Origin of the sequence: Enterobacter cloacae complex sp. S1 (assembly GCF_014930525.1) — a bacterium.
Taxonomy (GTDB): Bacteria; Pseudomonadota; Gammaproteobacteria; order Enterobacterales; family Enterobacteriaceae; genus Enterobacter; species Enterobacter hormaechei_C.
Map to the genome: position 1 here is coordinate 15,692 of NZ_JADBRE010000020.1, position 24,452 is coordinate 40,143.

The following is a 24,452-nucleotide window of genomic DNA, read 5'->3' on the forward strand; positions in this document are numbered from 1 at the left end:
CGGTATACGGAAGGATTATCGCTCTGCGCGATACACCAGATCGCCACGCGGAACAGGCTGAGGCTGAAGGCCGAGCCAGGTGTTGTACCCTAATCGCCCGGCGCTGCCGAGCGTGGCGCCCTGCACCGCATCGGCGCGCAGGATCACCCGTGTTTCCCATTCAAATTCCACCCCGGCGTACTGTCGCACCCAGTCGCGCAGCTCGGTCACCCATCCTTCGCCCGGCAGAAAACGGTTGTAGTCGTCTGCGCTCAACGGGCCAATCTCGAGCCGGAATTTATGCTGCACGTCGCGTACCGCAATGCCGAGAAAAGCGGACTCTCCCATGCGCGGCATACGCCGCCCCTCGCCCAGCTGTGCCTGCTCCCGCGTTGAGAGCGGCATCCACTGCGGGACGTTGGCCACCAGCCTGACCGGCACGTTGAAATAGTTGCGCAGGATTTTCTCCAGCCCTTCCGGGTCCCGTCCGTGGCGGGTCAGGTGCCCGGCGTGAGTAAAGCGGGCGTGCGCGCTCAGGCTGCCTTTCGACATCTGGGCAGGCTGCCCCATGCCAATCAGTGATGCCAGATACCCTTCGAAGCGCCTGTTGTCGTCGCGATCCTGTGAAACGGCAGGCTGCGCGTCCGCCCATGCGCGGTAGAACAGCAGCGTCAGGCGGTGGTGAAAGAGGTCGGCAAACGCGCTGAGGCTGTGATCCTGATGATGATGAATACGCTCGCGGGCATACTCAGTCATGTGCACCGGCAGCGGGCCGTTAGGACCAAACAGGCCGAAGCTCAGTATGGAAACGTCATGCAGTCCGTTCTCTTCCCGCTGCCGGACCTCAGCAACCGTTGACGGCGCAAAGCCCATTGAAGGCTGCTGACCAATACGCAGCGGCTCAAATTTAGGCAGCGGCGCGCGCCCCAGCGGGTAACGTTCACCGCCCTGGGCATCAATGCGTCTTAACAGCTGGAACAGATCATAGCGCCACGGCGTCTCGCGCACCCCGCGCCAGAACGCATCGGGCAGCGGCGTCAGGCGATGCACGCGCAGCGTTGCAGGGGCAACTTCACTCATACCAGCGCCCTTTTACCCATGCGCGGCGCCCAGTAGCCGATTTCACCACGCTGCTGGCTCTTGAGCGTGAACTCCGTAAAGCTGTTGATGGAGACCAGTCGGGCAAAAAGGCGTTCCAGCACGCTGCCGAAAAGCCACGGGCTGGCGCCGGAAAAGGCGCGTTCGTCCACCGTCAGGGTGATGCCGATCCCGCGGGCGAACACCACCGGGCCGGGTTCAGGCACGCGGCGGTGCACCGGCTCCAGCACGCAGTGACGAACGCCATCCACCTGACGGGCAACCGGCGTCTCGGCCAGGTTGGCGTACAGCCCTAACAGCTGACGCAGCGCGGCAGCGCCCTCTTCGTTTTCGCTGTCCATCAGGCTGAGGTAGTTCATTTGCAGCTGGCTGATGAGCCGCCAGGTGCTGAACCCTTCCGCCAGCGCCGGACGCGGCGGCGTCGGGCCTTTACGCAGGGTTAACGCCTTCACCGGCATGGAGTCGGCCATAATAAACTGCCCAAGCTCCTGCTGGAGCATCAGCGGCAGGTCACGGCTGGTGCACAGCACCTCGGCGGAAATGTAGCGCAAATTCTCCTGCCACGGCGCGTGCTGCGCATCCACCAGCGAGACGAAGACCTCCGAGCCGATATAGCCCGTGCGGGTGCCATAGCGCAGCGCGTGTTCGGAGAGAACGCGCTGCTCACGGCGCAGGGAAAAATAGGCGCCGTAGTTGCCCGCGTCTCCGCTCCAGGTACTCCAGAACGGACGAAACGTCTGGTCGTCCCGCTGACCATCCGCGCTGGCATAGATTTTTTTCACGGCATAAATTTCATAATCCAGCGGGCGGATGTTATCCACCACCAGGTGGTATTCATGCTGGCTTTCGCTCAGCTTCTGCCGGGCCGCCACTTTCGGGAACAGGTTGATCACCGGTGTGCAGTGCAGCGCCAGGTGGCTGGCATCCACCACGCGCTCCAGCTGATCGTCGCTCTTGTCGAGCAGAATGAAGATATCAAACGCTTTTTCGTCTTCGCAGCGCTGGATCAGCTTGCCCAGCCCGCTCAGGCTGATGAAACGAAAACGCGCCGGGAACGCAAAGTACTCCTGCAACAGACGATAGCCGTCGAAGTTGCGCAGATCGTCCGGGAGCAGCGCCTGGTCCGCATTAAAGCCTTCCTGACGCAGGGCGTCAGACGACAGCAGCTGGCGCTGGGGCTGCTTGCTGACCGTCTGGCAGACAATACCCGCGTGGTGCTCCATCACCAGCTCCAGCAGCTTCAGAGCCTCGATGTCCGGGCCGCTTAAGAAGAACTCCAGGCGGTCAAAGTCCAGGTGCCCGAGATGCTGCGGGCCATCGCAGGCAATGCGGATCCGTAAGGCGCTGCTGATCCCCCGCTGGCTCAGGCCGAGCTGGGCCAGCGGCAGATCGGCGGGAACGCCGCCCAGCTCGATCCGCTCAATTTTTAACGGCAGCAGGTTCACCTCGTGCGCCGTGGTATAGCTGCACGTAACGCCGGTTTTTTTCAGCGCCAGGCTGTCCATCATGGTGCCGCGCGGCACAATAAAGCCTTTGCTCAGGTCGCCGCGGCTGCTGTCGGGCTGAATTTCAGCGATCGCCATCGACGGCGTAGGCGCCAGATAATTTGGCGCAATCATCTCCAGCATACGCTGTGAAAAGCGCGGAAATTCGGCGTCCATTTTCATCTGCACGCGGGAGGTCAGGAAGGCGAAACCTTCCATCAGGCGCTCAATGTACGGGTCCGCCACTTCGATGCCGCGCATGCCGAGCCGCCCCGCCACTTTCGGGTAGCGCTCGGCGAACTCTGCGCCCATCTCGCGCAGATAGGCCAGTTCACGGTTGTAATATTCGAGCAGTTTGCTTTCCATAATTACCCCGCATCCTTCAGTTCAAAATGGCCGTTCTCAAGATCGACGTCGGTGCGAAAGAGAAATTCCAGCGGATACGGCACGCACCACAGGCGACCTTTGATTTCGATAGACAGAACGTTGTGCAGATCTAACGAGGAGGTATCGGACACGCAGCGAACCTGAAGCCCCTGCGGCAGGATCCGCGGTTCAAAGTTAATAATCGCTTCGGTGAGCTTGCGCTGAATGTCGTGCCATTCAATATCGGACATTCTTTTCCCCGCCAGCGGCGCCACGCCAAAATTCACGACGGAACGGCTCACCTGCGTCAGCCCGCTCAGATCGCTGGAGGCATCGTGGTTAATGGTGTTAAACAACCACTGTAAATCCCGCAGGACGTTACGACGCAGCGCGGCGTGGGTAATCAGATTGCTGTTGGCGGACTCGCGTTTTTTTTCCGGATCGTTATCCGTCAGGCGATCCAGCAGTGAGGGCTGCATTTTGTCGCGCGCCCCCACTTTCTCCTGCCTGCTGCGGGCCTGCCAGCCGCTGCGCAGCAGATCGCCTTCGCCAGCGGGATTACTCATCCGCACCATCCGAGGTAAATGTCACCAGGCTCAGGGTAAGCAGCGGGCTTTCGCTTTGCTCGCTCAGCCAGGCTTTCTGCCCCATGCCTTCATACAGGGCGGCGTCATCGTCCAGCGGGAGCCACTCGGTGGTGCGCCCCAGCTTAATGCTGTCTGGCGCCCCGTCAGCAAACGGATAACGCGCCGGGATCTGACACACCTGCTCGGTGCCGTCCGTGAGGCGGACCAGCGCATGACGCCACACCAGATCGGTCACGCTGGCCGGAGCCTGAAAACGGATCGCGTCGATGGCGCAGAACGGCACCCAGAAATAACGGCCATTGACCAGGGTTTCACACACCGGCCCCAGACGGGCATCGCCGTCCATCAGCCATTCAAAGGTGTGGCTCTCTTCATTCTCCAGCGTGACCTGCCCGCGGCTTGCCGGGGCCTGTTCGAGTGCCGCCAGGCGCAGCGTTTGCGCTTGCCCTGCGCTTTCGGTCAGCGCCTGGGCTAACGTCGTCAGCCACGGCCACTGCGCCTCGGGCATTGCCGGTCGTACCTCTCCCGCGAACACGCGCGCACGCTGCTGTTCACCCTGAATGGCCTGCTCCAGCAGCGTTACGGTCGGTTTTGCCTGCGGCTTCAGCGCCAGCCAGCTTTTCAGCTGGGTCAGGGCGCGCGCCCAGTTGCCGCTGAGGATCAGAAACTGCACAAACGCGGCGCGCAGATCGGCATCCGCCGGACGGGCTTTGATATCGGCTTCCAGGCGAAGCAGCGCGTCGCTAATCGACTCGCCCGCCAGACGTTGATAAAGCGTATTCATAGCCCCTCCTTAATTCGCCGCGCGCCAGGCGCCCACTGCCGGATCGCGCAACTGCGGGCGCAGCGTGTCAATCAGAATAACGTTCAGCTCCGCGCCCGGTGCAACCCATGCGCTCCAGATTTTCTTCACCTCTGCGATACGCGCCTGGAGTCTGGCGTCGTCGCTGGCGATCTCACGGGTGATTTCCACCGCCACCGTGCCGTTGCTCTTCCAGCCGTTCAGGGTGCTGTCGTACGGCAGGATCATCCAGCTCTGGTCGCTGTTCTGGGTGCTGAAGACCATGCGCTCTTTGTTGACGGAGGTGATCAGCGCCTTTTCAGGATCGACCGCGTTGTTCAGCCCCATCACCGGGAAGCCGTGAATGTAGGTGACCGGAATCGCTTTCTGCGTCCCGTTACGGTTCTGCGTCACCACGGTGTGGCCGCTGAGCCAGCTGCCGTTGCCGCAGCGGGTGGTGTCAGAATCCGGAATAAACAGCGCTGGCGCGGAGGAGCCGCCCTCCCAGAAGGTGCGCAGGTGGCAACCGTCCTGAAGGGTGAACTCCTGCCATGGCGTACGATCTGCCGCCACGGTGTGCGTCTCCGGATTCTGGTCAGGCGGCAGCAGCGCGCCTGAGGTGGTGGTCGTTGCCGCCGCCGTTTCCTGCTGCTTCACCACCAGCGCCCAGTCCTGCGCTTTAGCCGCTGTGCCCCGGGCAAGCGTCGTGCCTTCCGGATCGTTAAGCGTCCAGTTCAGGGTATTCAGCTTGCTGCACTGGTGCTCCAGCAGCGAGCCAAGGCGCGGCACGAAGTTTTCCAGCACCGAAACCTCTTTCTTGCCGTTCGCCACGATACGCAGCGCAACGTCCGCCTTACACCAGCTTTGCGGCGTATTGTCTTTAATGTTGTCGATCCAGATATCCAGCTTCTGCGCAGGAGACTGCACGATGCGGAAGTTTTCAGCCTGTGCGGTGGTCGCCACCGTCAGAAGAGCCAAACCCGATAGCCAAAGTTTCATATCAATCCTTGTGTGTCTAATCAGTTCCGCAGGGAAGAAATTGTGCTGCGTCAGAGAGCGTATGCAGCAAAGTGGTGTCCTGAGGGTTGCCCATCCACACCGCCACGGCGGTATAGTTATCCTGAGCATTGCCCTCCTGTTCGGCATTCTTTTGAATGATTTGGTTCATTAAGGTCAGCCACTCCTGTGGCGTATTGACCATGTGCAGCGACTGCTTCATCTGCTCTTCGCTGACGCCGTGCCAAAAACCGTCGGTGCAGAGCAGGAAGGCATCACCGTCCTCAACCTGCACGACATCGCTGTAGCTCGCTTCCGGTCCGCCATTCTCAATACCCAGCGCCAGATACAGCAGGTTGCTGTTGAGATCGTCAGTCTGATGCCCGGCATCTTTCATCTGCTGGACGAGGCTGTGATCGGTGGTCACATGCCACAGCCAGCCGCGGCGAAACAGGTACAGGCGGCTGTCTCCGGCGTGCGCCCAGTAAGCCAGACGGTAATCCCTGTCGATAAACAGGCTGACCAGCGTGGTGCCCATCCGGCGATAGTCCTGCACGGCCTGTTGTTCGCTGAGAATGGTGCGGTTCGCCGTTTGGACGTAGTCACGAATATGCTGCGCATTCAGGTGCTTGTCGCCGTCAAAGCGGGAAATAATGCTGTTGCGGGCCAGCTCAGCGGCCACCTCGCCGCCCGGCAGGCCCGCGATGCCGTCACAGACGACAAAGCAGGCTGAACGTTCCCCGATGGTTTCTCCCGTCTGATCCTGGTTGCTGGCGCGCGTCCCCTGGCGGGAGAGAGAAGCCGTTGCGATATTCATTTTTCTTCCGATCCGCTTTGTGAGTCTTTGTACTGATTGACCTCCATGTCATAGGCATGGAGGAAGGCTTCGCCAAACAGGGTATGGAAGTCGTCCTCGATCTCGCCCGCCGTCTCGCCATAGCTGCGAACGAAATAATCCCACAGCGCGGCTTTACGGCTGCCCGGCAGCGCCAGGCGTGACGTCATCCCGTTCTGCTTCGCCTGCTCTTCCAGCTGTTCCGGGTTAAAGGATTGCAGCATGGCGGCGATAATGGCGCGGATACCAGAGATCATCCCTAGCTGGTGTGCCTGGAGATCGATCAGCGCATCACGCACTGATTTGGTCGGCGGCATAAAGCCCGGCATCGGAGTGCCAAACATCTGGATCAGCACCGTTTTCCCGGTCGGCAACAGTTTGAACGGGTTGTTCGCATCGTCGAGCACCATAGTCATATCGGCTTTCACCCCACGCTTGAGGATGGAGCGCGAGGAGAGCAGCGCCACGGTCCCCTGCGAGAACATGCCCAGGATCTGACCCAGCTGACGCATATTTTCCCGGTCGAATTGCGGCACCGGCTGCATTTCGCTCAGGCCCATGCCCTCCAGCAGCGCCTCCAGCAGTTCGCCCTGAAGCACCTCGCCTCGCTCGCCGGTCTGCGCGGAGGCAGCAGGCGATGCAGCGTTTTTAACCGGGTCGATACGCAGGCGGCCTTTAGGCGCCTGCGCGTTGCTGCGCGCCACGGCCTGCGGTGTTGGCATGGTGAAGCCAGCGTAATCAGGGCGCGCGGGCTCCTCTTCCGCGCGCGGCGCGTCCTGTGGTTCAGTCGGTTCCGGATCGAACAGCGGTGAGCTGGCCAGCGCATCCTCTTCCTGTGCGTCTTGCGCTTCAGGCTTTGGCTCCGGCTTATCGGCCACGATTTCATCCGGATGGGTTAACGGCGCGCCGCCCATCAGGCCGAGAGGGTCATCGTGACGCGCGGCAGGTGCGCTCGCCGTCCCGCCAAACAGGGCTAACGGATCGAGTTCGTCCGACGCCTCTTCCTTTGGCTGGGCAGGTTTGCTTTCGTCCGGCTGTACCAACGTTGAAGGGGTGACATCGTCAAAGATGCTCTCTTTTTTAAACAACGCTTCATCGCTAAACAGCGTGTCCGGGTCAACGTTTTTACGTTCAAGCGACGGTTCGGCGTCGTTAAACATTGCCAGCGGATCTTCGGCATTCCGCTCCGGGGCCGCAGGCTGAGAGAACGGATCGTGGGATGCGGCGGGCTGTGGTTTTGCCCGGTTGCTGGAGATGCTGTCGGAGATGGAAAACTCCTGCATCAGGCTGTCCCAGATTTCTGACGGCACGGCCGTAGGTTCAGCTTTTCCGCGAGGCGCGGCGCTGGCCGGTTTCGGTTGCGGCGCCGGAGCAGGTGTCGCCGCTGGGCGCGCCTGCTGCATGCTGGCCGCCATGCGGCTTACGGGCTGGGTGTCATGAATGAGTTCGCTGACTTCAATGCGATAATCATCAATACCGAGAATATCCCCATCCTGAAGCTCAACCTGACGCCCACGCTCCAGCGGGATATCATTCAGTACCACGCGGGTAACGCTGCCGCGGTTCGTGACGCGGCATTCGCCACTGGCGTCGACGTGAACGATGGCCTGCAAACGCGAGATGGTGCGGTCATTGTCCGGCAGCACCAGATTGTTATCCGTACCGCGCCCAATGGTGCCGCCCGGGGCATAAAAATCACAGCTGCTTTGCGGCGGCTGATGACCGGGTTTCGTAGAAATAATCGTGAATCGCATGGCGTATTCCTGCTGGTATGATTAGCGCTCAAACGCTGCCGCTCTCGGGAGTGAGAACGGCAGGGTTTGGGGGTTAAGGGCTGATTAAAGCTATTTGACTACATTCAGGAAAATAATGCCGATAAGCAGCCATAGCGTAAAAAGTAAGGCCTGAGCTTTATAGCGTCGATGCAGTTTTAATATCCAGCCGATTCTCTCTTCCGGTAAAGCCTGAACGAATTTATAGGCATCGTCCTGAACATTTCTGTCTTTGGTAAATTTCATCTTCACGCCTTTGCGAAGACGAACAAACCAGATTATTTTTTGATAGTTCGCCAGCGAACCAAAAAATGATGCGTAATTTGTCACCAGATCGAGATCGTAGCCTTTTTGCCTATATTCTGAAAGAAGCTGATTATATTCGGCCTCGTGTTTTTTAAAATAACGGGAACTGATGAAGTCCATAATTACAACCATCAGGAACAAGACCACAATAAGAAAGAACAGTAAACAGTCCATATACACCATAATTTACTACCAAGGCTGGCGAAATTGCACTCATCTTGAGCTCCATCACAGATTGTGACTTGAAGACGCCAGATGGTACGGTCAAATCTCCTGGCAATATCGGTGAAACGCTATTTTTGAACATTGAGCAGACGAATTGCGTCGCTATTGGCAATTAAGCTGCACTTTAATATCTGATAATTACCCGGTTCGGTACCGCCTACCTGCTCTTTAAGTAAGGAAACAATCACCTTGTCAGCTTTTTCAAAATTCTCTGGAGGTAGATCGCTTGCTTCGAGCCATGCAGCGGCACTGGCCTCTGCATCATCCTTCAGGATTTTACTATCTGCAATCTTGCCGATGCATCGATTTTGCACCCAGTTTTCAAAGATTTGTTGCTGAGTAAAAGCACTAACATCAGGCAGTGTTTGGGAGTAAGCGACTGAGGCATTTAAAACCAATACAAGCAGCAACAAACGTTTCATTTCAGGCTCCACAATGTTGCGTTTGTAGGAATAAATGAACCATTGCCAGGAGAGCCAAGAAAATGACAATCATCAGAGCAAATATTTCCATTCCACAGTGTTACATGTCCGGTTGCATCATACTAGCCATGTCCGGTAAATATGATTATGCCCTGCTTGCCTGCAAATTGTGCAGGAGTTGGTGAAGAGACTGACATATCTGCACTGCCCAGAACTGTGGGTAGGAATGCAATCATATCTTTGACACGGAACATGTACCGCTTCTTGTCATTCCCGGTCACTGTTGCATATTTACTATTAGAAGGTATCGGAATGCCACAATAGTTTAAAACGTAGCTCATACGAATGGGGCAGGCATTTTTAAAAATTCCGGCTTCAATATTGTGCTGGACTTTTCCACCCAATAATTTGCCCACCGTTTCGACATTGACATTAACTTCTCTGAATCTGTTCCAGGCGGCACCAAAAGCAGGACGCATAAGTATTTTCCCTTTTAGAAAGTACAGGCTAAAGTGAGCCCTTTCGGGCCCACTCCTGTTACGCTTCTTTATTTTCTTTGATGTTCCAGCCAGCGCTGCTTTCAGCACCTTTACCACCGGCAGTGGTCTGCTCCCAGTACTGCTGTTTCACTTTCGCAGCCTGGAATGCATAGGTCACGCCAACGGTATCGCCGTTGTCTGCACCCGTGTACTGAACGGAAGTCACAAGAACGTCTTCCAGGGTGATGCGGGTGTATTCAACCTGCTGACCACCCGCTTTGCAGACGGACAGTTCAACTTTGGTCAGGTGTTTACCGCTTGCGCAGTGTTTCAGGATTGCTGTAGTGGATTTGTCGATCAGAGCGTTAACGTGCAGATCGTTAAAGTTCACTTTACCGGCACCGCCGCCACCGCCAACGCTCATATTACCTGGCTGGGACGCGCCCCAGGAGAAGGAGGTAATATCAGTCCAGCCGGTGTGGTTAGAATCTTTAGATTCGCCCGTAACACCCTCGACCTTCAGAAACATATCAATAGCCATAATATCTACTCTTCGTGGATGAACAATATTGCTTTCGAAAAAGCCCTTATATGGCAAACAGGAAAGCATGGGGCTGAATAAAACCGTCCATATTTTACCTCTGCCTCATATCAAATGACCCGTGTCATTTGACAGTCTTACATTCCCCCGAAATAACGGAATGAATGTGAAGTCTTTATTACTGTGCTTTATTGTGGAACCAGTTAAGGACAGCATTAGCAATTTAGCCGTCTTTCTTGCCGGGTGGCGCTGTGCTTACCCGGCCTACATTGAGCAACGATATCAATTGATTGCACGTTTGATTGTAGGCCCGTGCAAGCGTAGCGCCGCCGGGCGAAACTCACAAAACGCACGTAGTCAGCAGTCTGACGCTCTTACGCGTCCTTCGTCTTCAGCGACGGCAGTTTAGATACCAGACGCAGGGAAACGGTCAGACCTTCCAGCTGGTAGTGCGGACGCAGGAAGAACTTCGCGGCGTAGTAGCCCGGGTTGTCTTCGATTTCCTGCACCTGCACTTCCGCCGCCGCCAGCGGTTTGCGGGACTTGGTTTCCTGGGAGGAGTTAGCCGGGTCGCCGTCCACGTAGTTCATCACCCAGTCGTTCAGCCAGCGTTCCATCTCTTCGCGCTCGCGGAAGGAGCCGATTTTGTCGCGCACGATGCACTTCAGGTAGTGAGCAAAACGGCAGCAGGCGAACAGGTACGGCAGACGGGAGGCCAGGCGCGCGTTAGCGGTGGCATCCGGGTCGTGGTACTCGGCCGGTTTTTGCAGGGACTGCGCGCCGATGAAGGCGGCGAAGTCGGAGTTTTTGCGGTGCACCAGCGGCATAAAGCCGTTTTTCGCCAGTTCCGCTTCACGACGGTCGCTGATGGCGATCTCGGTCGGGCACTTCATGTCCACGCCGCCGTCATCGCTCGGGAAGGTGTGGCACGGCAGGTTTTCCACCGCCCCGCCGGATTCCACACCGCGAATCGAGGTGCACCAGCCGTACTCTTTAAAGGAGCGGTTGATGTTGGCCGCCATCGCATAGGCAGCGTTTGCCCACGAGTAGCTGTTGTGGTTCGCGCCGTCGGTCTGCTCTTCAAAATCAAAGCTGTCGACCGGGTTGGTGCGAATGCCGTACGGCAGACGCGACAGGAAGCGCGGCATCACCAGGCCCAGATAGCGGGCATCTTCTGATTCACGCAGTGAACGCCAGGCAGCGTATTCGGTGTTCTGGAAGATTTTGGTCAGGTCGCGCGGGTTAGCCAGCTCCTGCCAGGACTCCATCTGCATCACACCCGGCGCGGTGCCGGTGATGAACGGACAGTGGGCCGCAGAGCCGATGCGTGCCATCTCGCCCAGCAGCTCAACGTCCTGCGGGCTGTGGTCGAAGTAGTAGTCGCCCACGATGCAGCCAAACGGCTCGCCACCGAACTGGCCGTACTCCTGCTCGTAGATTTTCTTGAAGATCGGGCTCTGGTCCCAGCCCACGCCCTTGTAGCGCTTCAGGGTGCGGCCCAGCTCCTGCTTGGAGATGCTCATAAAACGGATCTTCAGCATCTCGTCGGTTTCGGTATTGTTCACCAGGTAGCTCAGCCCGCGCCAGGCGCTCTCCAGCTTCTGGAACTCCTCGTGGTGAATAATCTGGTTCACCTGCTGTGAAAGCTGCTCGTCAATACCGGCAATCAGGTTCTGAATGGTGCGGTAGGTATCGTTTGAGAAGGTTACGGTGTTTTCCAGCGCCTGCTGCGCCAGGGTTTTAACCGCGCTTTCTACGGCAGAGCGCGCCTGATCGGTTTTCGGGCGGAACTCTTTATTCAGCAGCGCGCTGAACTCGTCCTGGCTGAACGCCTGGCCCGCCTGCTGATCGTGTTGTTGAGTCTGGTTGCTCATCGATTATTCCTCGCTACCTTTCGCACTTTCGTCATTTTTTGGCAACTGGCTCAGGGATTTGAGCAGCGTCGGATCCTGGAGAATTTTCGCGATCAGCTCTTCCGCACCGTTTTTACCGTCCATGTAGGTCAGCAGGTTGGAGAGCTGGGTACGGGCTTCCAGCAGCTTGTTCAGCGGCTCTACTTTGCGGGCCACCGCGTCCGGCAGGAAGTCGTCCATGCTGTCGAAGGTCAGATCGACGTTGAGCTTACCTTCGCCGGTCAGGGTGTTATCCACCTGGAACGCCACGCGCGGCTTCAGCGCCTTCATGCGTTCGTCGAAGTTGTCGATGTCGATTTCCAGGAACTTACGCTCGTCGACGGCTGGCAGATTTTCCACCGGCTTGCCAACCAGATCGGCCATAACGCCCATCACAAACGGCAGCTGAATTTTGCGTTCTGCGCCGTAGATCTCTACGTCGTACTCGATCTGCACGCGGGGAGCACGGTTGCGTGCGATGAATTTCTGTCCACTGTTACTCATTGCCATGATGTTCTCCATCAAAGATGCGCGGTGAAGGTGAAACGGCAGACTCCATGCCTGTCGTCATAATGCCAGGACGCGTCATTCGCGGCGTCCAAAGATGTTTTCCAGTTGGTTAACGCCGTCTGGCGCCAGGTCGCGAATAATGTCCATAAAGTTGAGTTCAGACAGCCGCTGCACCCGTTCAATCATCAGCGGTGCGGGATGGCTGGGTTCGTACTGCGCAAAATACTGTTTCGCTTTTTCCAGCATCAGCTGGGCGTCGGCGCGGCTGGTCACCTGCACGCTGCGCCAGTCCGTCACCTGCTGAACGGGCGACGCGGCCACCGGCTGCGGCTCGGCGTGCTGTTCAGCCTGCGCGTCACGGTTCGGCAGCAGCTTGCTGATATCGGTCACCTGACAGGCGCTGGAAACCAGTCCGACGGTTTTCAACAGCTGTTCCATCTCCGGTACGCCACTTTCCCCGAGATAGCCGGTAAGCAGTTCGCGGATGGCCAGCAGGCGTTCGTTGATCACGATTACCGCTTCGGTGCCGGGCTGATCGCCCCGGGCCAGCTCATCGATCAGTCGTGGACGACCGCCCGGATAATCCGGACACTCGGTTTTACTGCCGTCAAGCAGCGCCTGGGCGTCACGGAGCGAAATCTCATCGCCGTTTGAGCGGAGCAGTGAGGCGTTACGCACCGCGACCGTCAGGTCAGATTTATCACTCAGCCCGGCGAGGGCGTTGATGCGGTAGAACGGATCGGTTTCGCCATACTCTTCCAGCAGCGGGTAAAGTTGCTCCCAGTAACGGGACAGGGCTTCCTGCACCAGCACTAGCCCGTCGGCGTAACCTGCCAGCCCGCGACGACGCGTCCAGGCATGGGTTAACGCCAGCATGACGCGAAGATCTTTGGTGCGACCCAGCAGGCTGGTGGCGAGTTTTTCCACCGTGTTCCAGTCGGCAGGCTCTGCCGGAATGATGGTGTCGCCAAACTGCTGCTCGGCTTTACCCTGACTGGCCTGACCCATAGCCTGGAAATCAGCGTCGTACTCCAGGTTTTCACCGCAGGGGTTATCGGGGCTTATCGGCGCGAGAAATTCATCGATATTCATAAGATCCCTGCTTATTCAAACATAGGCGGGTAAAGACCGTGGCGGCCCGGACGGGCGCCGCCTGCCGGATCGAACAGCAGCGTAAAGAGCTGCCCGGTGAAGTTTCCACTGTGGACGTGGGTGTACAGCGGATAGCCGTCGCAGCGGTTTGTCCACCAGTAGCTGGTCTGGCGCAGCGGATCAAAACACTCCGCCGCCTGCGGCCAGCCCAGCGTGCTCTGACCATCGTCGTCATAGCCAATCACGTCGAGAATGTCGGAACGCTTTTGCGGCTCAACCGGCTGGGGCGCCGGGATGGTCATCAGCATTTCATCCAGCTGGGAGGCAGAATAGCTGTTACGCACCGCGTGCAGCCCCAGACGGCCAAGCTGCTGGTACCAGCTTTCAGCCTGCCCGAGCAGGCGGGATGACCACTCGGCGGGGGTGAAGCTCAGTTGCAGGCATACCGGATAGTGGCGGCCTACGCTGTCACGGCCCGGCAGCAGGCAGCCCATCTGAATCATCTGGCTACCGAGCATCGGCGGGACGACAAAGTTCCACACCGGGGCTTTTGAAAACGGGCGCTCGCCGCTGCGCTGCTCTTCCTGTTGCCAGGCCAGCAGGCCGACCTGGAACCAGTGCGACCACTGGCGTTGCAGGGTATCCGGAAAGCGACGCTGCAAAAAATCTCCGGCGCTGGGTAATTTGCCATACCAGCTATAACGGTTCATCGCAGGGGTATTCGTCATACGGCTGTCCTTGCGGTTATGGGCATATGAAACGGGGAAGCTGGAACGGGTTGCGGATGCTGTTCGGGGCAAACTCCAGCGTGACCTGATGTCCGTCGACGTTGAAGGTCGCCTGACGGCTCAGGCTACCCGCGCCAGGGCTGGTGCGCGCCTTGTCGAAAAAGCGGTTGAGCGCCCAGGAACCGTTAGTTACCAGCGTTGCGGTGCTGCCATTGGTCAGACCGAGCTGCATACGCACCTGGTTCGTCCCGCCCGGCCCCGGCCAGTTCATGATCTGCACCGCCTGCGGACCGTGGCTGTAGCGCAGCAGTTGGCCGTCCACGTCCAGCGTCAGGTTCAGAATGGTGTTGTCCATCCGCACGGTGCGCACCGTGACCTTAAAGGATGGCGTGGTCGCGCCGTTGGCAAAGAAGGCATCGCGGACAGACTGCGCCTGCTGGAACGGACGCAACAGCCCTTCGCTGCCCGGCAGCGTTTTACCGTCGATGCCCGGCATAAAGCGCCAGTTCGCCTGGGTGGTGTCCACCTTGTTGGTCAGGTTGTCGCGGAAAAAGGTATCCATCAGTCCGGTGCCCGGCGCGAACATGCGGGCGAGATCGTCCGGCGTCACCTCGGTGCTGGCGCTGCGCACCAGTGGATAACGCCCGGCAATCGCCTGACGGCAGAACCCACCCACTTCCACGTTGATGCGCTTACGCACGTTCTCCAGATCGCGACGCTGGGTGTCGCTGCTGGCGCCGACGGCCATATTGCTGAACATGGTTTGCAGCCCGCCCGGCAGACGGCCCGCGCTGGCTTGCAGGCGGCTGATTGCATCCCCGCCCGGCGCAGGCATACCGCTGTTTGCCGCATCCTGAACGGCGGTCAGGTAGCGATAAAGCTCGTCAACCTGCTTAAGAAAATCGTCAAAGACGATGGTCTTGCCACCCTTCTCCAGCGGCTGCGCCAGCTCAATCATCGGCGCATAGTGGTCGGTCACCAGTTGCTCAGGCGCCTGCGTCACGACCGCGCCCTGCGTCGGGGCATTGTCACCGTTGCTGAACAGCGCTTCCAGCGTGCGGGTGGCGCGGTTGCTTTGGTCTTCCGCTTTCTGCGCATCTTCCGGCGCAGGCGCAGTGCGCGACAGGGTCAGCACCTTGCTCAGGTTAAGCACCAGACGGCGCAGCGGCGAGTTGGTGCCTGAAAGCAGGCGCGCGGTGTTGATGCGCTGGGAAAGATCGGCGCTGTTGTTGAGCTGAATGTCAGCGAGAAAGCGATCCCAGTTGACGATAAAGTCGCGCATGTAGAGCTGGCGCACGGCGTTGTCGATCTGCTGTTTATCTTCCTGGGCGGTGGTCGCTCCCAGTACCCAGGCATCGTCCTCGTGCAGGGCGGTGGTCACGCTGTCGATCTGGTCGTTGAAGCTCTTCCAGTAGCCGTCCGGCGTATAGAGGCCCGGTACGCCTTCACTCACCGGCTTGCCGCTTTTACGAGAAAACACCAGCTCGCTCTGCGGGCCGCCGAGATCTGAAAGCGAAACCGGCTTCAGGTTCTCATCATGCTCCAGCAGACGTTTCAGGCGGCCATATACGCGAGTTGAGAGCGGCTGCTGGTTGATAAGCGCCCTTTCACGTGCCACCAGATCCTCATCCTGCGCATACGGTGAAGCCTGAATTTTTGGCTCCAGCAGCTGGGTCAGGTGCCATTCCAGCTCCTGAAGCTGCGCCTGCGTCACGTTCTGCGGCAGGTTGCGTTGCAGGTTGAGCATCACCCACGAGTGCAGGAATTTGCCGTCATAGTGCTTCGGCTGATAGAGCATCTGATAGGCTTTCAGCGCCTCGTAGCTGTACTCCACGTCGCTGCCGTTGTCGTTGCGCAGCCAGGTGGTAATGTGCATCGCCACGGCGGGCAGCAGCATCTGATCCAGCGCCTTCTGATACAGAGACTGCGAGGCATCGCTGACGTCATCCCCGCGATAAAGCCCCATGCGGCGGGAAACCGGCGGGTCGTTAACGTCGAAGGCATTGCTTTTCGGCAGATCCACCAGGCTGTTAAGCAGCGGCAGAAGCGCAAACAGATCGCGCTGGGGCTGGTTTTGCAGCGCCTTGCTCTGCTGCTCCAGCATCGGCACTTTTGCGTCCACTTCTTCCAGATAGGCTTTATTTTTGGCGTAGCTGGTCAGCCACAGGCCACCCAGGATCACCAGCAGGGCCAGCAGCGCCGCGTAGCCGGACCACATCACGGCGCGGTTGCGCAGTTCCCACCAGCGGTTTTCCCCGGCGATGCCCGCTTCCTGGAAAATCACGTTTTGCAGCAGGTTTTTAATGAAGAAGCTTTGGCCCTTCGCGCCTGGGATCGGCGCCTCTTTGCTCACCGAATCCCAGCGCGTGCTTTCCCCCCCTTCAGGTAAGGAGAGCGCGCGATTCAGCTCGCCCATCACGCGGTCAAACGGCATCCCTTCCTGAGTGCCGCTGGCAAAGTAGATGCCGCGCGGAGAAAATTCGGTTTCGAAGTTTGAGCGGGCAAAGACCGTGCTCAGGTAGTCTGCCAGCAGCGGACGCAGCGCGGCGAACTCCTGCGGGAAGAGATAGGCTTCCGCACGGGTTTTGGCGTCATGCTCTTTGAGCATGGTTTCCGGAAGGCCAGCATCCAGACGCTGTTGCAGCAGGGAAAATTCCTGCTGGAAGTTGCCCATCAGGTCGTAATCTGCGTGTTTGGTCTGCTCCCACGGCAGCGTAAAGCCCCAGATCTGGTCGCGCTGGGCTTTGTCGTAATCCGCAAACCAGGCGCGGAAGCCTTTAAGCAGGTCCGCTTTGGTCACCATCACATACACCGGGAAGCGAATACCCAGCTGTTCATGCAGCTCGGAGAGACGCTGGCGCAGGTTGACCGCCTGCTGGCGCGAGGCCTCAGCGGACTGCGAAAGCAGGTCGGAAATGCTGATGGTGATAATCACGCCGTTAATGGGCTGGCGACGGCGGTATTTACGCAGCAGGTTGATAAACTCCAGCCACTCCCCGGCGTCCTGAACCTGCTCGCTCTCCTGAGTGGTGTAGCGCCCCGCGGTATCCAGCAGAACCGCCTCGTTGGTAAACCACCAGTCACAGTTGCGCGTGCCGCCAATGCCGCGCAGCGCGGTTTTACCGAAGCGATCCGCCAGCGGGAATTGCAGCCCGGAGTTGGCCAGCGCGGTGGTTTTACCTGAACCCGGCGCGCCAATAATGACGTACCACGGCAGCTGATAGAGGTACTGTGTGCTGAAGCGCTGCGTCCACTGCGCGCCATGTCCCGCTTTGCTGAAGTGGGCTTTTTTCAGCATCTGGGCGGCTTCATCGAAACGCCCGGCAAGGATCTGCTCCTCGCTGTTCAGACGTTTCTGCGGATCGGCCGCCTCCGGGCTGGTGGTATTTTCGTTGAGCTTGTCCATCAGCTTACGGTTCAGCCAGGCGTTATACAGCCGCGGCAGAATGTGGCTCTGGGCCCAAATCAGGTAGACCACCGCAATGCTGATGACGCGGTTCTGCTCTGATTCAAGGGGCCGGGTATCCACGATGGACAACAGCGGGCCAATCATCCAGATGACCGCCGCGAGCGCCGTTACGCCCAGGAAGCTCCACAGAATGCGATTGGTCAGTATAGAAAGTAGAGTTGTCAGCATCCTTAGTTTCCTTGCGGCAATCCGTTCAGCTCGGCCTGGGTATTGTCAGGCGATACCAGCAGCGTAATCTCCACGCGGCGGTTACGGGCGCGATTTTCAGGCGTGGTGTTAGGCGCTACCGGGTTGATCTCGCCCCGCCCTTCGGCTTTGACGCGCTCTGGCTGCGAGAGGCTACCCTGGAGCTGTTTTTGCACCGAACGGGCGCGCTCAAGCGAGAGTTCATAGTTGGAGGCGAAGCGTGCGCTGCGGATCGGCACGTTGTCGCTGTACCCCACCACCAGGATTTTGCCGCTGACGTTATTCATCGCCTGGGCGATGCGGTCGATGACCGGCTCATAGCGATCGCGCACCACCGTTGAGGCCGAGGCAAAGAGTCCGTCCCCTTTCAGGATCACCACGCTGCGATCCGCCTCATCCTTAACGGCCACCAGACCGGCATCAATTTCTGGTTTCAGGAAGCCGCGCAGGTTCAGCACCGCCGGCAGCTGACGCGCAGGCTGCTGGATCGTGGTTTCCGGCAGTTGGGACTGGTAAATTTTCGCCAGCACCGGGCTGGTGTTATCACCCAGACGCCAGTTCAGCACGATATAGAACAGGCAGGCGATAAAGCCGACCAGCGCCACGCACGCCCAGAGTGGGATCATCGGCCGCCAGAGCTTGCGCAGAACGGGGCGATCTTCCGGGTGCGGCGAGAGCGGCGGCGGGTAGCTGCCGCGCACGCCACGGATCATCTGCCACAGGCGCTGTTTGATGGTTTCAAGCTGTGTCCGGCCATTGTCCAGCACGCGGTAGCGGCCTTCAAAGCCGAGCAGCAGACAGTAGTTGATCATCTCCAGCAGCAGAATGTGTTCGCGCGGATTCTGCGACAGACGCGCCAGCAGCTGGAAAAACTTCTCACCGCCCCAGGTTTCGTTATGAAACGTCACCAGCAGACCATTGCTTGACCAGACGCCGCTGCTTCCCCACGGGGTCAGCGCGGCGGCTTCGTCCAGCGCCGTGCAGAGGCAGTAGCGCGCGCCGACAATCACTTCATACGGTAAGCCCGCCTGCTGGCATCGCACTTCGAAACGGCGAATTTCGTCAATCAGGCGCTGGCGCAGCCCGACCTGATCGTGGTGGGAAACCGAATGACGGATTTGCGGAATCGCATTGAGCAGCGGATTGGCGGCCGCCACCAGCTGATTGTTCCCACTGGCTCCGGTAAACACGGCATCACTGCCGGTATCCTGTCGTTCCTGCATATTAAGCGCTCGCTTTATTATTCTGTCGGGCTACGGATGGCCCAGAACTCCATATCGAGACCCGGGAATTCCCCTGCGAGATGCAGCGCGAATGCCCCGGACTTGTCCATCTCATGCCACAGTTCGCTGCCCCTCTCGAGCTCGAAATAGCTGTAGCCTGCATGCCACGGGATCTGCGGCGGCGCGACGGGCATTGCCCGAAGCATGATGCCCGGCAGCTGGAGCTGAACCAGATCGCGAATTTTCGACACTGGCGCAACCTTCATCTGGGCAGGGAAATGGGTTTGCAGGTGTTCGCCGGGGACATTGGCTTTTACCGCCAATACAAAGCCAAACTCCCGGACCATGCTGGTCTCCGGCACGGTGGCGATGTTCAGCCCGTGGGAGCGTTCGTGCAGCGGCAGCTGGATGGCATGATCTTCCATGACCAGCGACAGTCCCTGACGCAGCATCAGCATCAGTTTGCCGAAGCAAACGGCGAGATCGTCATGGTCGTATACCGGCAGTATGCTCTCTGCGGTACGCTGCGGCGTCCAGGTGGCGAGCTCCGTGGCAAACGGCAGCCAGCTGCGCCAGAGCGCTTCAGGGTGAAGCAGCGGCAGCGTTTTTAAATGTGAGACGTCGCCAAGGTGGCGGTTGATCAGCGAGAGAAGCGTGAACTCAACCATCTCAGACGTATTGAAACGCCCCGGCTGGCGCAGGCGGCCGCCGATCTGCTGGCTACGCTGCACCAGCAAGCCGTGCAGGTCATTGATCATGCCATACAGCTGCGGGCTGTTATTGGCGTTCAGCATTGGCGGAATGTAGCTGTTATCCAGCCGCACGTGGTTGTCGTTGCGCTTTTCGGTAACGTACGCCACGCCGATGGCAGTCCATTCTGCCGTCAGATCTTTCTCCAGCATCAGGGTCAGACGCAGGCGGCCAAACTGGACCGTCGCCTCCCCGACCGACATGGCGTTGTCGTCTTCCACCTCTTGTTCAAACGTAATAAAACGCGCCAGAGAAGACTGCTCCTCGCTGAAAATCACCTCTTCACGGCCACCGCGACGAACCGGCAGCGCAAGCACCACCTTTTCATTGGTGAGATTATCGGGGATTTTTAGCGGAGCCGGACCGTTGCGGTCGCTGCGAACCTGGAAAAAGGTGCCGTCAGGCAGCAAACCGCTACAGTAGCTCAGGGCAATACACCCCTGGCGTAGCATCGCTTCATCCAGCTCAAGGTCGAGAAAGCCCCAGAGATACGATCGCTGCAAGGCCCCCCACTCACGAACGTGGTTGAGGAGGTAACTTTCTGTCCGCTGAAAATGGTGGGGACGCAGGAACATGCCCTCGGTCCAGACGACCTTTTCTGCTTTCGTCATGATGATCTCTTTCCTGTTATGAAGGGCGTTACTGGCTGATGACCCGGATACCATTTACGTCAAGAAAGACGCTGGCCTGGAGTTCATCTGCGGACCATTTCCAGAACTGGTAAATCGCGTTTTCGCCGGGAACAGGCAAAGGAAGTGAGACGCGCCATTTTTTGCCGTCCAGCGCCTGGTATTCCGTCATCACGCCGATATAGCGCGCTTCCGGTGAGCTTTGTCCGCTCAGGGTTTTCGAAAGCTGGCCCGGCATCAGGAAGAACACATCGCTGTTCAGCAGATTCGCGCCAAGCGTGGCTGACGCGTTGTTCTGTAAGGAGTAGAAGTCACTGGACATGAAATCCGCATCGGATTTCAGCAGCAACACTCTGACCTTAAGCGGTGCAGAATCATTGATTTGAGGATGAGCCTGAAACTGAAGATTGTAGCGGGAGGGGTCGCTGTGTGAAGACGACGTACAACCACCGATCAGCGCGAGAATCAACGCAAAAAAAGGGAACCACATCCGATGAAAATTTTTATTATTCATAAAAATATGCTCGTGAAACCCGTTTAGTTCAGGATCCAGGTACCGTTCGCGCTGTCTTTGCAGGCTTTGCTGTTGCCATCGACATCAACACAGGTGGTTTTCTTACGCGCTTTCGGGCGCAGTGCCTGTTTACGCACGGTGGCTTCGTACTGGTCAGCCTTGATCACGGCACGCATCGGCACGTAACCAATCAGCTGTTCACTCCCTTCATCGGCCAGCGCCATCCAGAAATGTTCAACCTGCCCCAGCACGACGTAAGTTTTGCCGGTCTCAAGCGTACGGATCACTTTTCCGCCGTAGTCAGGACGGCTCATCAGGGATGCCGGGTACATGGCACGGTACGGTTCATTCACCTGAGTGAACTCCGCCGGAGGGGTAACAGCGTGACGGTGCGTCAGCGTGACGCCATTCACCTGGCTGGTCACAATCGTATCATCGGTGATCGCTGGTTTCTGCGGCGCCTTACAGCCCGCCACCGCCATAACAAACAGAAGTGATAACAATACGCGCAGTTTCATATGCTTTTCCGTAGCGATATTTAGAGGATGAAGAGAGGGGATAAAATTTGACTTAGGTGCTATTGTTAAAATAGTCAGGTTTTTCCGGGGCGTTACTATTATTTGGGCATAGCTACCGCACGAGCCTTGAGAATAAGGCCCAGCGTAATCCTGACATATTTTGACAAACGGTAAACAAGTTTACATGAGCTGGTCACCTTTTCAATATTTCCTTTCTCTCTACTACTGTTTAATGAAGCGTCCGCCCCACCCTGAGATTAATCTGAAAAATACACAAGCCATGCAACACTATGATTTAAAAACAAAAATATACAGAAGAGAACCATTATCACTAACGTAACATCGCTATTTTAGCCACTACCATAATTAGTAGAATGGAGAATTTTTCAGTTGCGCATGAATATATTTCACATGAATTATTTAATGTATTGATAGCATCTCTACAAAACTCAGGGACGCCATCCCAGCGAATTAAGAAAACATAGTAAGGATCGAGAAATTAATTTCACGCCACAAATTAACTTTATGCTCCCTCTCTCTGACGGTAATTTTTTCTCTTCCGGGTCGTACGAATAATTAAGCCTCACTACAACTTCATTCACCAGAGCATTGCTTAAAATATAACCACATCCTCCCGAATGGCGGATAAAAACGCTGCTTTCGCCTGACTAATTCAATTTTGTATTTTATCGTCACTACACTATCGCTTGCTTTTCTTCATTGCGACGACTTATTACTAACATGATGAAAATTTGTTATGCGTTCTTTGCTTTTCCTGGCCATAGCTCGCAGGACGAGCGGCAAAGACAGTGTAGTTGGGGTACAAAAGACGTGCCGTGGCCAGCATCGGGCGTTTGAACAGAACCGTGGATCATACAGTCAACGCTCTCCTCTTGACTTATTTTGTGATAAAGGTACTTTTCGGGACATGAAGAAGATCCTGATTATCGTTCCCGATGGTGGCATGTTGTTTGAGGCCGCCGGTATCGCCGACATTCTGATGCAGGCCAACCGGCTGCACCCGGACGGCCTTGCGCAGCCCCGCTACCGCATCATTATCGCCACCACCCAGCCTCATCTGGTGATCCACGGCCAGTCCGGCTTGAACCTGCTGGCGGACTATCGCCTGCCGGAGCTGGATCCGCGCGAGCCGCTGGACACGATCATCATTACCGGCCGCGGCATGAATGAGCTGGAGAGCACCGCCGTGGTGGACTGGCTGCACCTGGCCGCGCCGCATGCGCGACGCGTCGCCTCTGTCTGCGGCGGGGCCCTGCTGCTGGCACAGGCCGGACTGCTCGATGGGCGCCGGGCAACGACCCACTGGCGGCTTCTGGAAACCCTGAAAACCCGCTATCCTGCGGTCAACGTTGAGGGTGGCCCGCTTTATGTTCAGGATGGCCCCGTCTGGACGTCCGGCGGCGTCAGCTCCGGGTTTGACCTGACGCTGGCGCTGGTGGAGGATGATTACGGCTTCACCCTCGCCCGCAATGTGGCGCAGGATATGGTGATGTACCTGCGCCGGCCTGGCGGCCAGCTACAGTTCAGCCGCTATAATCTGGAGCAGTCTGGCGCGACCGGACCCGTCAGCGAACTGCAAAGCTGGATCCTGCAAAACCTCACCGCAGATTTGTGCGTCGAAAGGCTGGCCGAACGGGTCGCCATGAGCCCGCGCAATTTCACCCGCGTGTTCACGCGTGACGTGGGCGTGCCTCCGGCCCGTTATGTCACCGAAGCGCGTCTGGCCGCCGCCCGACAGCTTCTGGAGCAGACCCAGGATCCGCTTGAGGTCATTGCCGAAAAAAGCGGGTTTGGTACCAGCATCAACCTGCGCCGCGTTTTTGAAAAGCAGCTTCATCTCACGCCGGGCGAATACCGCCAGCGCTTCCACTGCCGCAGAATGGCGTAATATGATCCTTTTTTGTCATTTACGCCATCTGACCTGACGCCTACAGTAACTCCAGACAACACAGATAAGGAGTGCATCATGGTTAAGGTCGGTATTAACGGTTTCGGCCGTATCGGACGTAATGTCCTGCGCGCGGCGCTGGGCAACCCGGATCTCCAGATTGTGGCCATTAACGATCTGACGGACAGTAAAACCCTCGCTCATCTGCTGAAATATGACTCTCTGCTCGGCACGCTGCCGGTGCCTGTGGAAGCGGCGGACGGCGCGTTACAGGTTGACGGGCAACGCATCACCGTATTCAGTGAACGCGACCCGGCAAACATTGCGTGGAAAGACGCAGGCGTTGAGGTGGTAATTGAAGCAACCGGCTTCTTCACCGAACGTGAAAAAGCGGCGGTGCATATCACGAACGGCGGCGCAAAACGCGTCATTATTTCCGCCCCGGCTAAAAATGATGATCTGACGGTGGTGATGGGCGTGAACCACACGCTGTACGATCCGGCCCAGCATTTTGTGGTCAGCAACGGGAGTTGCACCACTAATGGTCTGGCGCCAGCGGCGCAGGTGCTGCACCAGCAGTTTGGCATTGAGCACGGGCTGATGAACACCACGCATGCCTACACCAACAGCCAGGCGCTGCATGATCAGCCGGAAAAAGATCTGCGCGGCGCGCGCGCGGCAGCATTATCCATTGTGCCTTACTCCAGCGGCGCGGCAAAAGCGCTCGGGAAAGTGATCCCCGAGCTGGACGGTAAACTCACCGGGTATTCTCTGCGCGTGCCGGTTCCGGTGGTGTCGATTGTCGATCTGACGGTGACGCTGAGCCGCAACGTAACCGCCGAAGAGGTGAATGACGCGTTCCGTCAGGCTGCCACCAGCGGGCCGTTGAAAGGCATCCTGGGCTACAGCGATGAACCGCTGGTCTCCAGTGATTATCAGGGCGACCCGCGCTCATCCATCATCGACGGGCTTTCAACGCTGGTGATTGGCGGGAATATGGTGAAGATCCTGTCGTGGTATGACAACGAATGGGGCTTCTCCAACCGTCTGGTGGATCTGGCGGTGCTGATGGATAAGAAAGGGTTGTAGCCGATCGCATTGCCGGGTGACGCTTGCGCATACCCGGCCTGCAAAATGGCCCCTCTGCCTGCTAACAGGGGG

Annotated in this window: 21 protein-coding genes and 1 pseudogene; 2 read left to right on the plus strand and 20 right to left on the minus strand. The window is 57.9% G+C overall.

Going from position 1 to position 24,452, the window contains the following annotated elements; all coding sequences use genetic code 11:
- Window positions 1–15: 15 nt before the first annotated feature.
- From tssG to IM290_RS14075, 20 genes and pseudogenes are all read right to left on the minus strand, one after another.
- The gene (tssG, locus tag IM290_RS13980; protein WP_032648553.1) at window positions 16–1,059 is read right to left on the minus strand and encodes a type VI secretion system baseplate subunit TssG; all 1,044 of its coding nucleotides are present in this window, start codon (window positions 1,057–1,059) and stop codon (window positions 16–18) included.
- Complete coding sequence (tssF, locus tag IM290_RS13985) at window positions 1,056–2,927, minus strand: type VI secretion system baseplate subunit TssF (protein ID WP_023296775.1); 1,872 nt, start codon at window positions 2,925–2,927, stop codon at window positions 1,056–1,058. The genes tssG and tssF overlap by 4 nt, the downstream gene beginning before the upstream one ends.
- Window positions 2,928–2,929: 2 nt before the next feature.
- The gene (tssE, locus tag IM290_RS13990) at window positions 2,930–3,493 is read right to left on the minus strand and encodes a type VI secretion system baseplate subunit TssE (protein WP_015570336.1); all 564 of its coding nucleotides are present in this window, start codon (window positions 3,491–3,493) and stop codon (window positions 2,930–2,932) included.
- Complete coding sequence (locus IM290_RS13995) at window positions 3,486–4,298, minus strand: type VI secretion system accessory protein TagJ (RefSeq protein WP_193042413.1); 813 nt, start codon at window positions 4,296–4,298, stop codon at window positions 3,486–3,488. The genes tssE and IM290_RS13995 overlap by 8 nt, the downstream gene beginning before the upstream one ends.
- Before the next feature lie 9 nt (window positions 4,299–4,307).
- Window positions 4,308–5,294, minus strand: a complete 987-nt coding sequence (locus IM290_RS14000) for a hypothetical protein (protein WP_058700642.1) — start codon at window positions 5,292–5,294, stop codon at window positions 4,308–4,310.
- A gap of 16 nt (window positions 5,295–5,310) precedes the next feature.
- Entirely contained in the window at window positions 5,311–6,108 is a 798-nt protein-coding gene (locus IM290_RS14005; RefSeq protein WP_003859969.1) for a PP2C family serine/threonine-protein phosphatase, read from the minus strand.
- Complete coding sequence (gene tagH, locus IM290_RS14010; protein ID WP_193042412.1) at window positions 6,105–7,880, minus strand: type VI secretion system-associated FHA domain protein TagH; 1,776 nt, start codon at window positions 7,878–7,880, stop codon at window positions 6,105–6,107. The genes IM290_RS14005 and tagH overlap by 4 nt, the downstream gene beginning before the upstream one ends.
- 90 nt (window positions 7,881–7,970) lie before the next feature.
- Window positions 7,971–8,378: a hypothetical protein gene (locus IM290_RS14015; RefSeq protein WP_370532100.1), complete on the minus strand. Its 408-nt coding sequence runs from the start codon at window positions 8,376–8,378 to the stop codon at window positions 7,971–7,973.
- 119 nt (window positions 8,379–8,497) lie between these two features.
- Entirely contained in the window at window positions 8,498–8,851 is a 354-nt protein-coding gene (locus tag IM290_RS14020; RefSeq protein WP_017384298.1) for a T6SS amidase immunity protein Tai4 family protein, read from the minus strand.
- Window positions 8,848–9,330 (minus strand): annotated as a pseudogene (locus IM290_RS14025) (type VI secretion system amidase effector protein Tae4). Before IM290_RS14025 ends, IM290_RS14020 begins: the two are co-directional and overlap by 4 nt.
- Window positions 9,331–9,388: 58 nt before the next feature.
- On the minus strand, window positions 9,389–9,871 hold the full coding sequence (locus tag IM290_RS14030) for a type VI secretion system tube protein Hcp (protein ID WP_014884229.1): 483 nt from the start codon (window positions 9,869–9,871) through the stop codon (window positions 9,389–9,391).
- Window positions 9,872–10,245: 374 nt separating this feature from the next.
- Complete coding sequence (gene tssC, locus IM290_RS14035; protein WP_006810956.1) at window positions 10,246–11,745, minus strand: type VI secretion system contractile sheath large subunit; 1,500 nt, start codon at window positions 11,743–11,745, stop codon at window positions 10,246–10,248.
- A 3-nt stretch (window positions 11,746–11,748) separates the two neighbouring features.
- Window positions 11,749–12,273, minus strand: coding sequence for a type VI secretion system contractile sheath small subunit (gene tssB, locus IM290_RS14040; RefSeq protein WP_008502644.1), 525 nt, complete (start codon window positions 12,271–12,273; stop codon window positions 11,749–11,751).
- A 75-nt stretch (window positions 12,274–12,348) separates the two neighbouring features.
- Window positions 12,349–13,365: a type VI secretion system protein TssA gene (gene tssA / locus IM290_RS14045; protein ID WP_017693278.1), complete on the minus strand. Its 1,017-nt coding sequence runs from the start codon at window positions 13,363–13,365 to the stop codon at window positions 12,349–12,351.
- An 11-nt stretch (window positions 13,366–13,376) separates the two neighbouring features.
- The gene (gene tagF / locus IM290_RS14050) at window positions 13,377–14,093 is read right to left on the minus strand and encodes a type VI secretion system-associated protein TagF (RefSeq protein WP_015570330.1); all 717 of its coding nucleotides are present in this window, start codon (window positions 14,091–14,093) and stop codon (window positions 13,377–13,379) included.
- A 16-nt stretch (window positions 14,094–14,109) separates the two neighbouring features.
- Complete coding sequence (gene tssM / locus IM290_RS14055) at window positions 14,110–17,730, minus strand: type VI secretion system membrane subunit TssM (RefSeq protein ID WP_193042410.1); 3,621 nt, start codon at window positions 17,728–17,730, stop codon at window positions 14,110–14,112.
- 2 nt (window positions 17,731–17,732) lie between these two features.
- Window positions 17,733–18,971 (minus strand): DotU family type VI secretion system protein, encoded by a 1,239-nt coding sequence (locus tag IM290_RS14060; protein ID WP_062938814.1) that lies wholly within the window; start codon window positions 18,969–18,971, stop codon window positions 17,733–17,735.
- 17 nt (window positions 18,972–18,988) lie between these two features.
- A complete protein-coding gene (tssK, locus tag IM290_RS14065) occupies window positions 18,989–20,332 on the minus strand; it encodes a type VI secretion system baseplate subunit TssK (RefSeq protein ID WP_193042409.1) in 1,344 nt (447 codons plus the stop codon).
- 28 nt (window positions 20,333–20,360) lie between these two features.
- Window positions 20,361–20,864, minus strand: coding sequence for a type VI secretion system lipoprotein TssJ (gene tssJ / locus IM290_RS14070; protein WP_193042408.1), 504 nt, complete (start codon window positions 20,862–20,864; stop codon window positions 20,361–20,363).
- 23 nt (window positions 20,865–20,887) lie between these two features.
- A complete protein-coding gene (locus tag IM290_RS14075; RefSeq protein WP_047719471.1) occupies window positions 20,888–21,382 on the minus strand; it encodes a hypothetical protein in 495 nt (164 codons plus the stop codon).
- Between the two features lie 928 nt (window positions 21,383–22,310).
- Here IM290_RS14075 and IM290_RS14080 point away from each other — a divergent pair.
- Window positions 22,311–23,291 carry a GlxA family transcriptional regulator gene (locus IM290_RS14080; RefSeq protein WP_015570326.1) on the plus strand — a complete coding sequence of 327 codons (981 nt, stop codon included), beginning with the start codon at window positions 22,311–22,313 and terminating at the stop codon, window positions 23,289–23,291.
- A 78-nt stretch (window positions 23,292–23,369) separates the two neighbouring features.
- Window positions 23,370–24,380: a type I glyceraldehyde-3-phosphate dehydrogenase gene (gene gap, locus IM290_RS14085; RefSeq protein WP_193042407.1), complete on the plus strand. Its 1,011-nt coding sequence runs from the start codon at window positions 23,370–23,372 to the stop codon at window positions 24,378–24,380.
- Window positions 24,381–24,452: the final 72 nt, after the last annotated feature.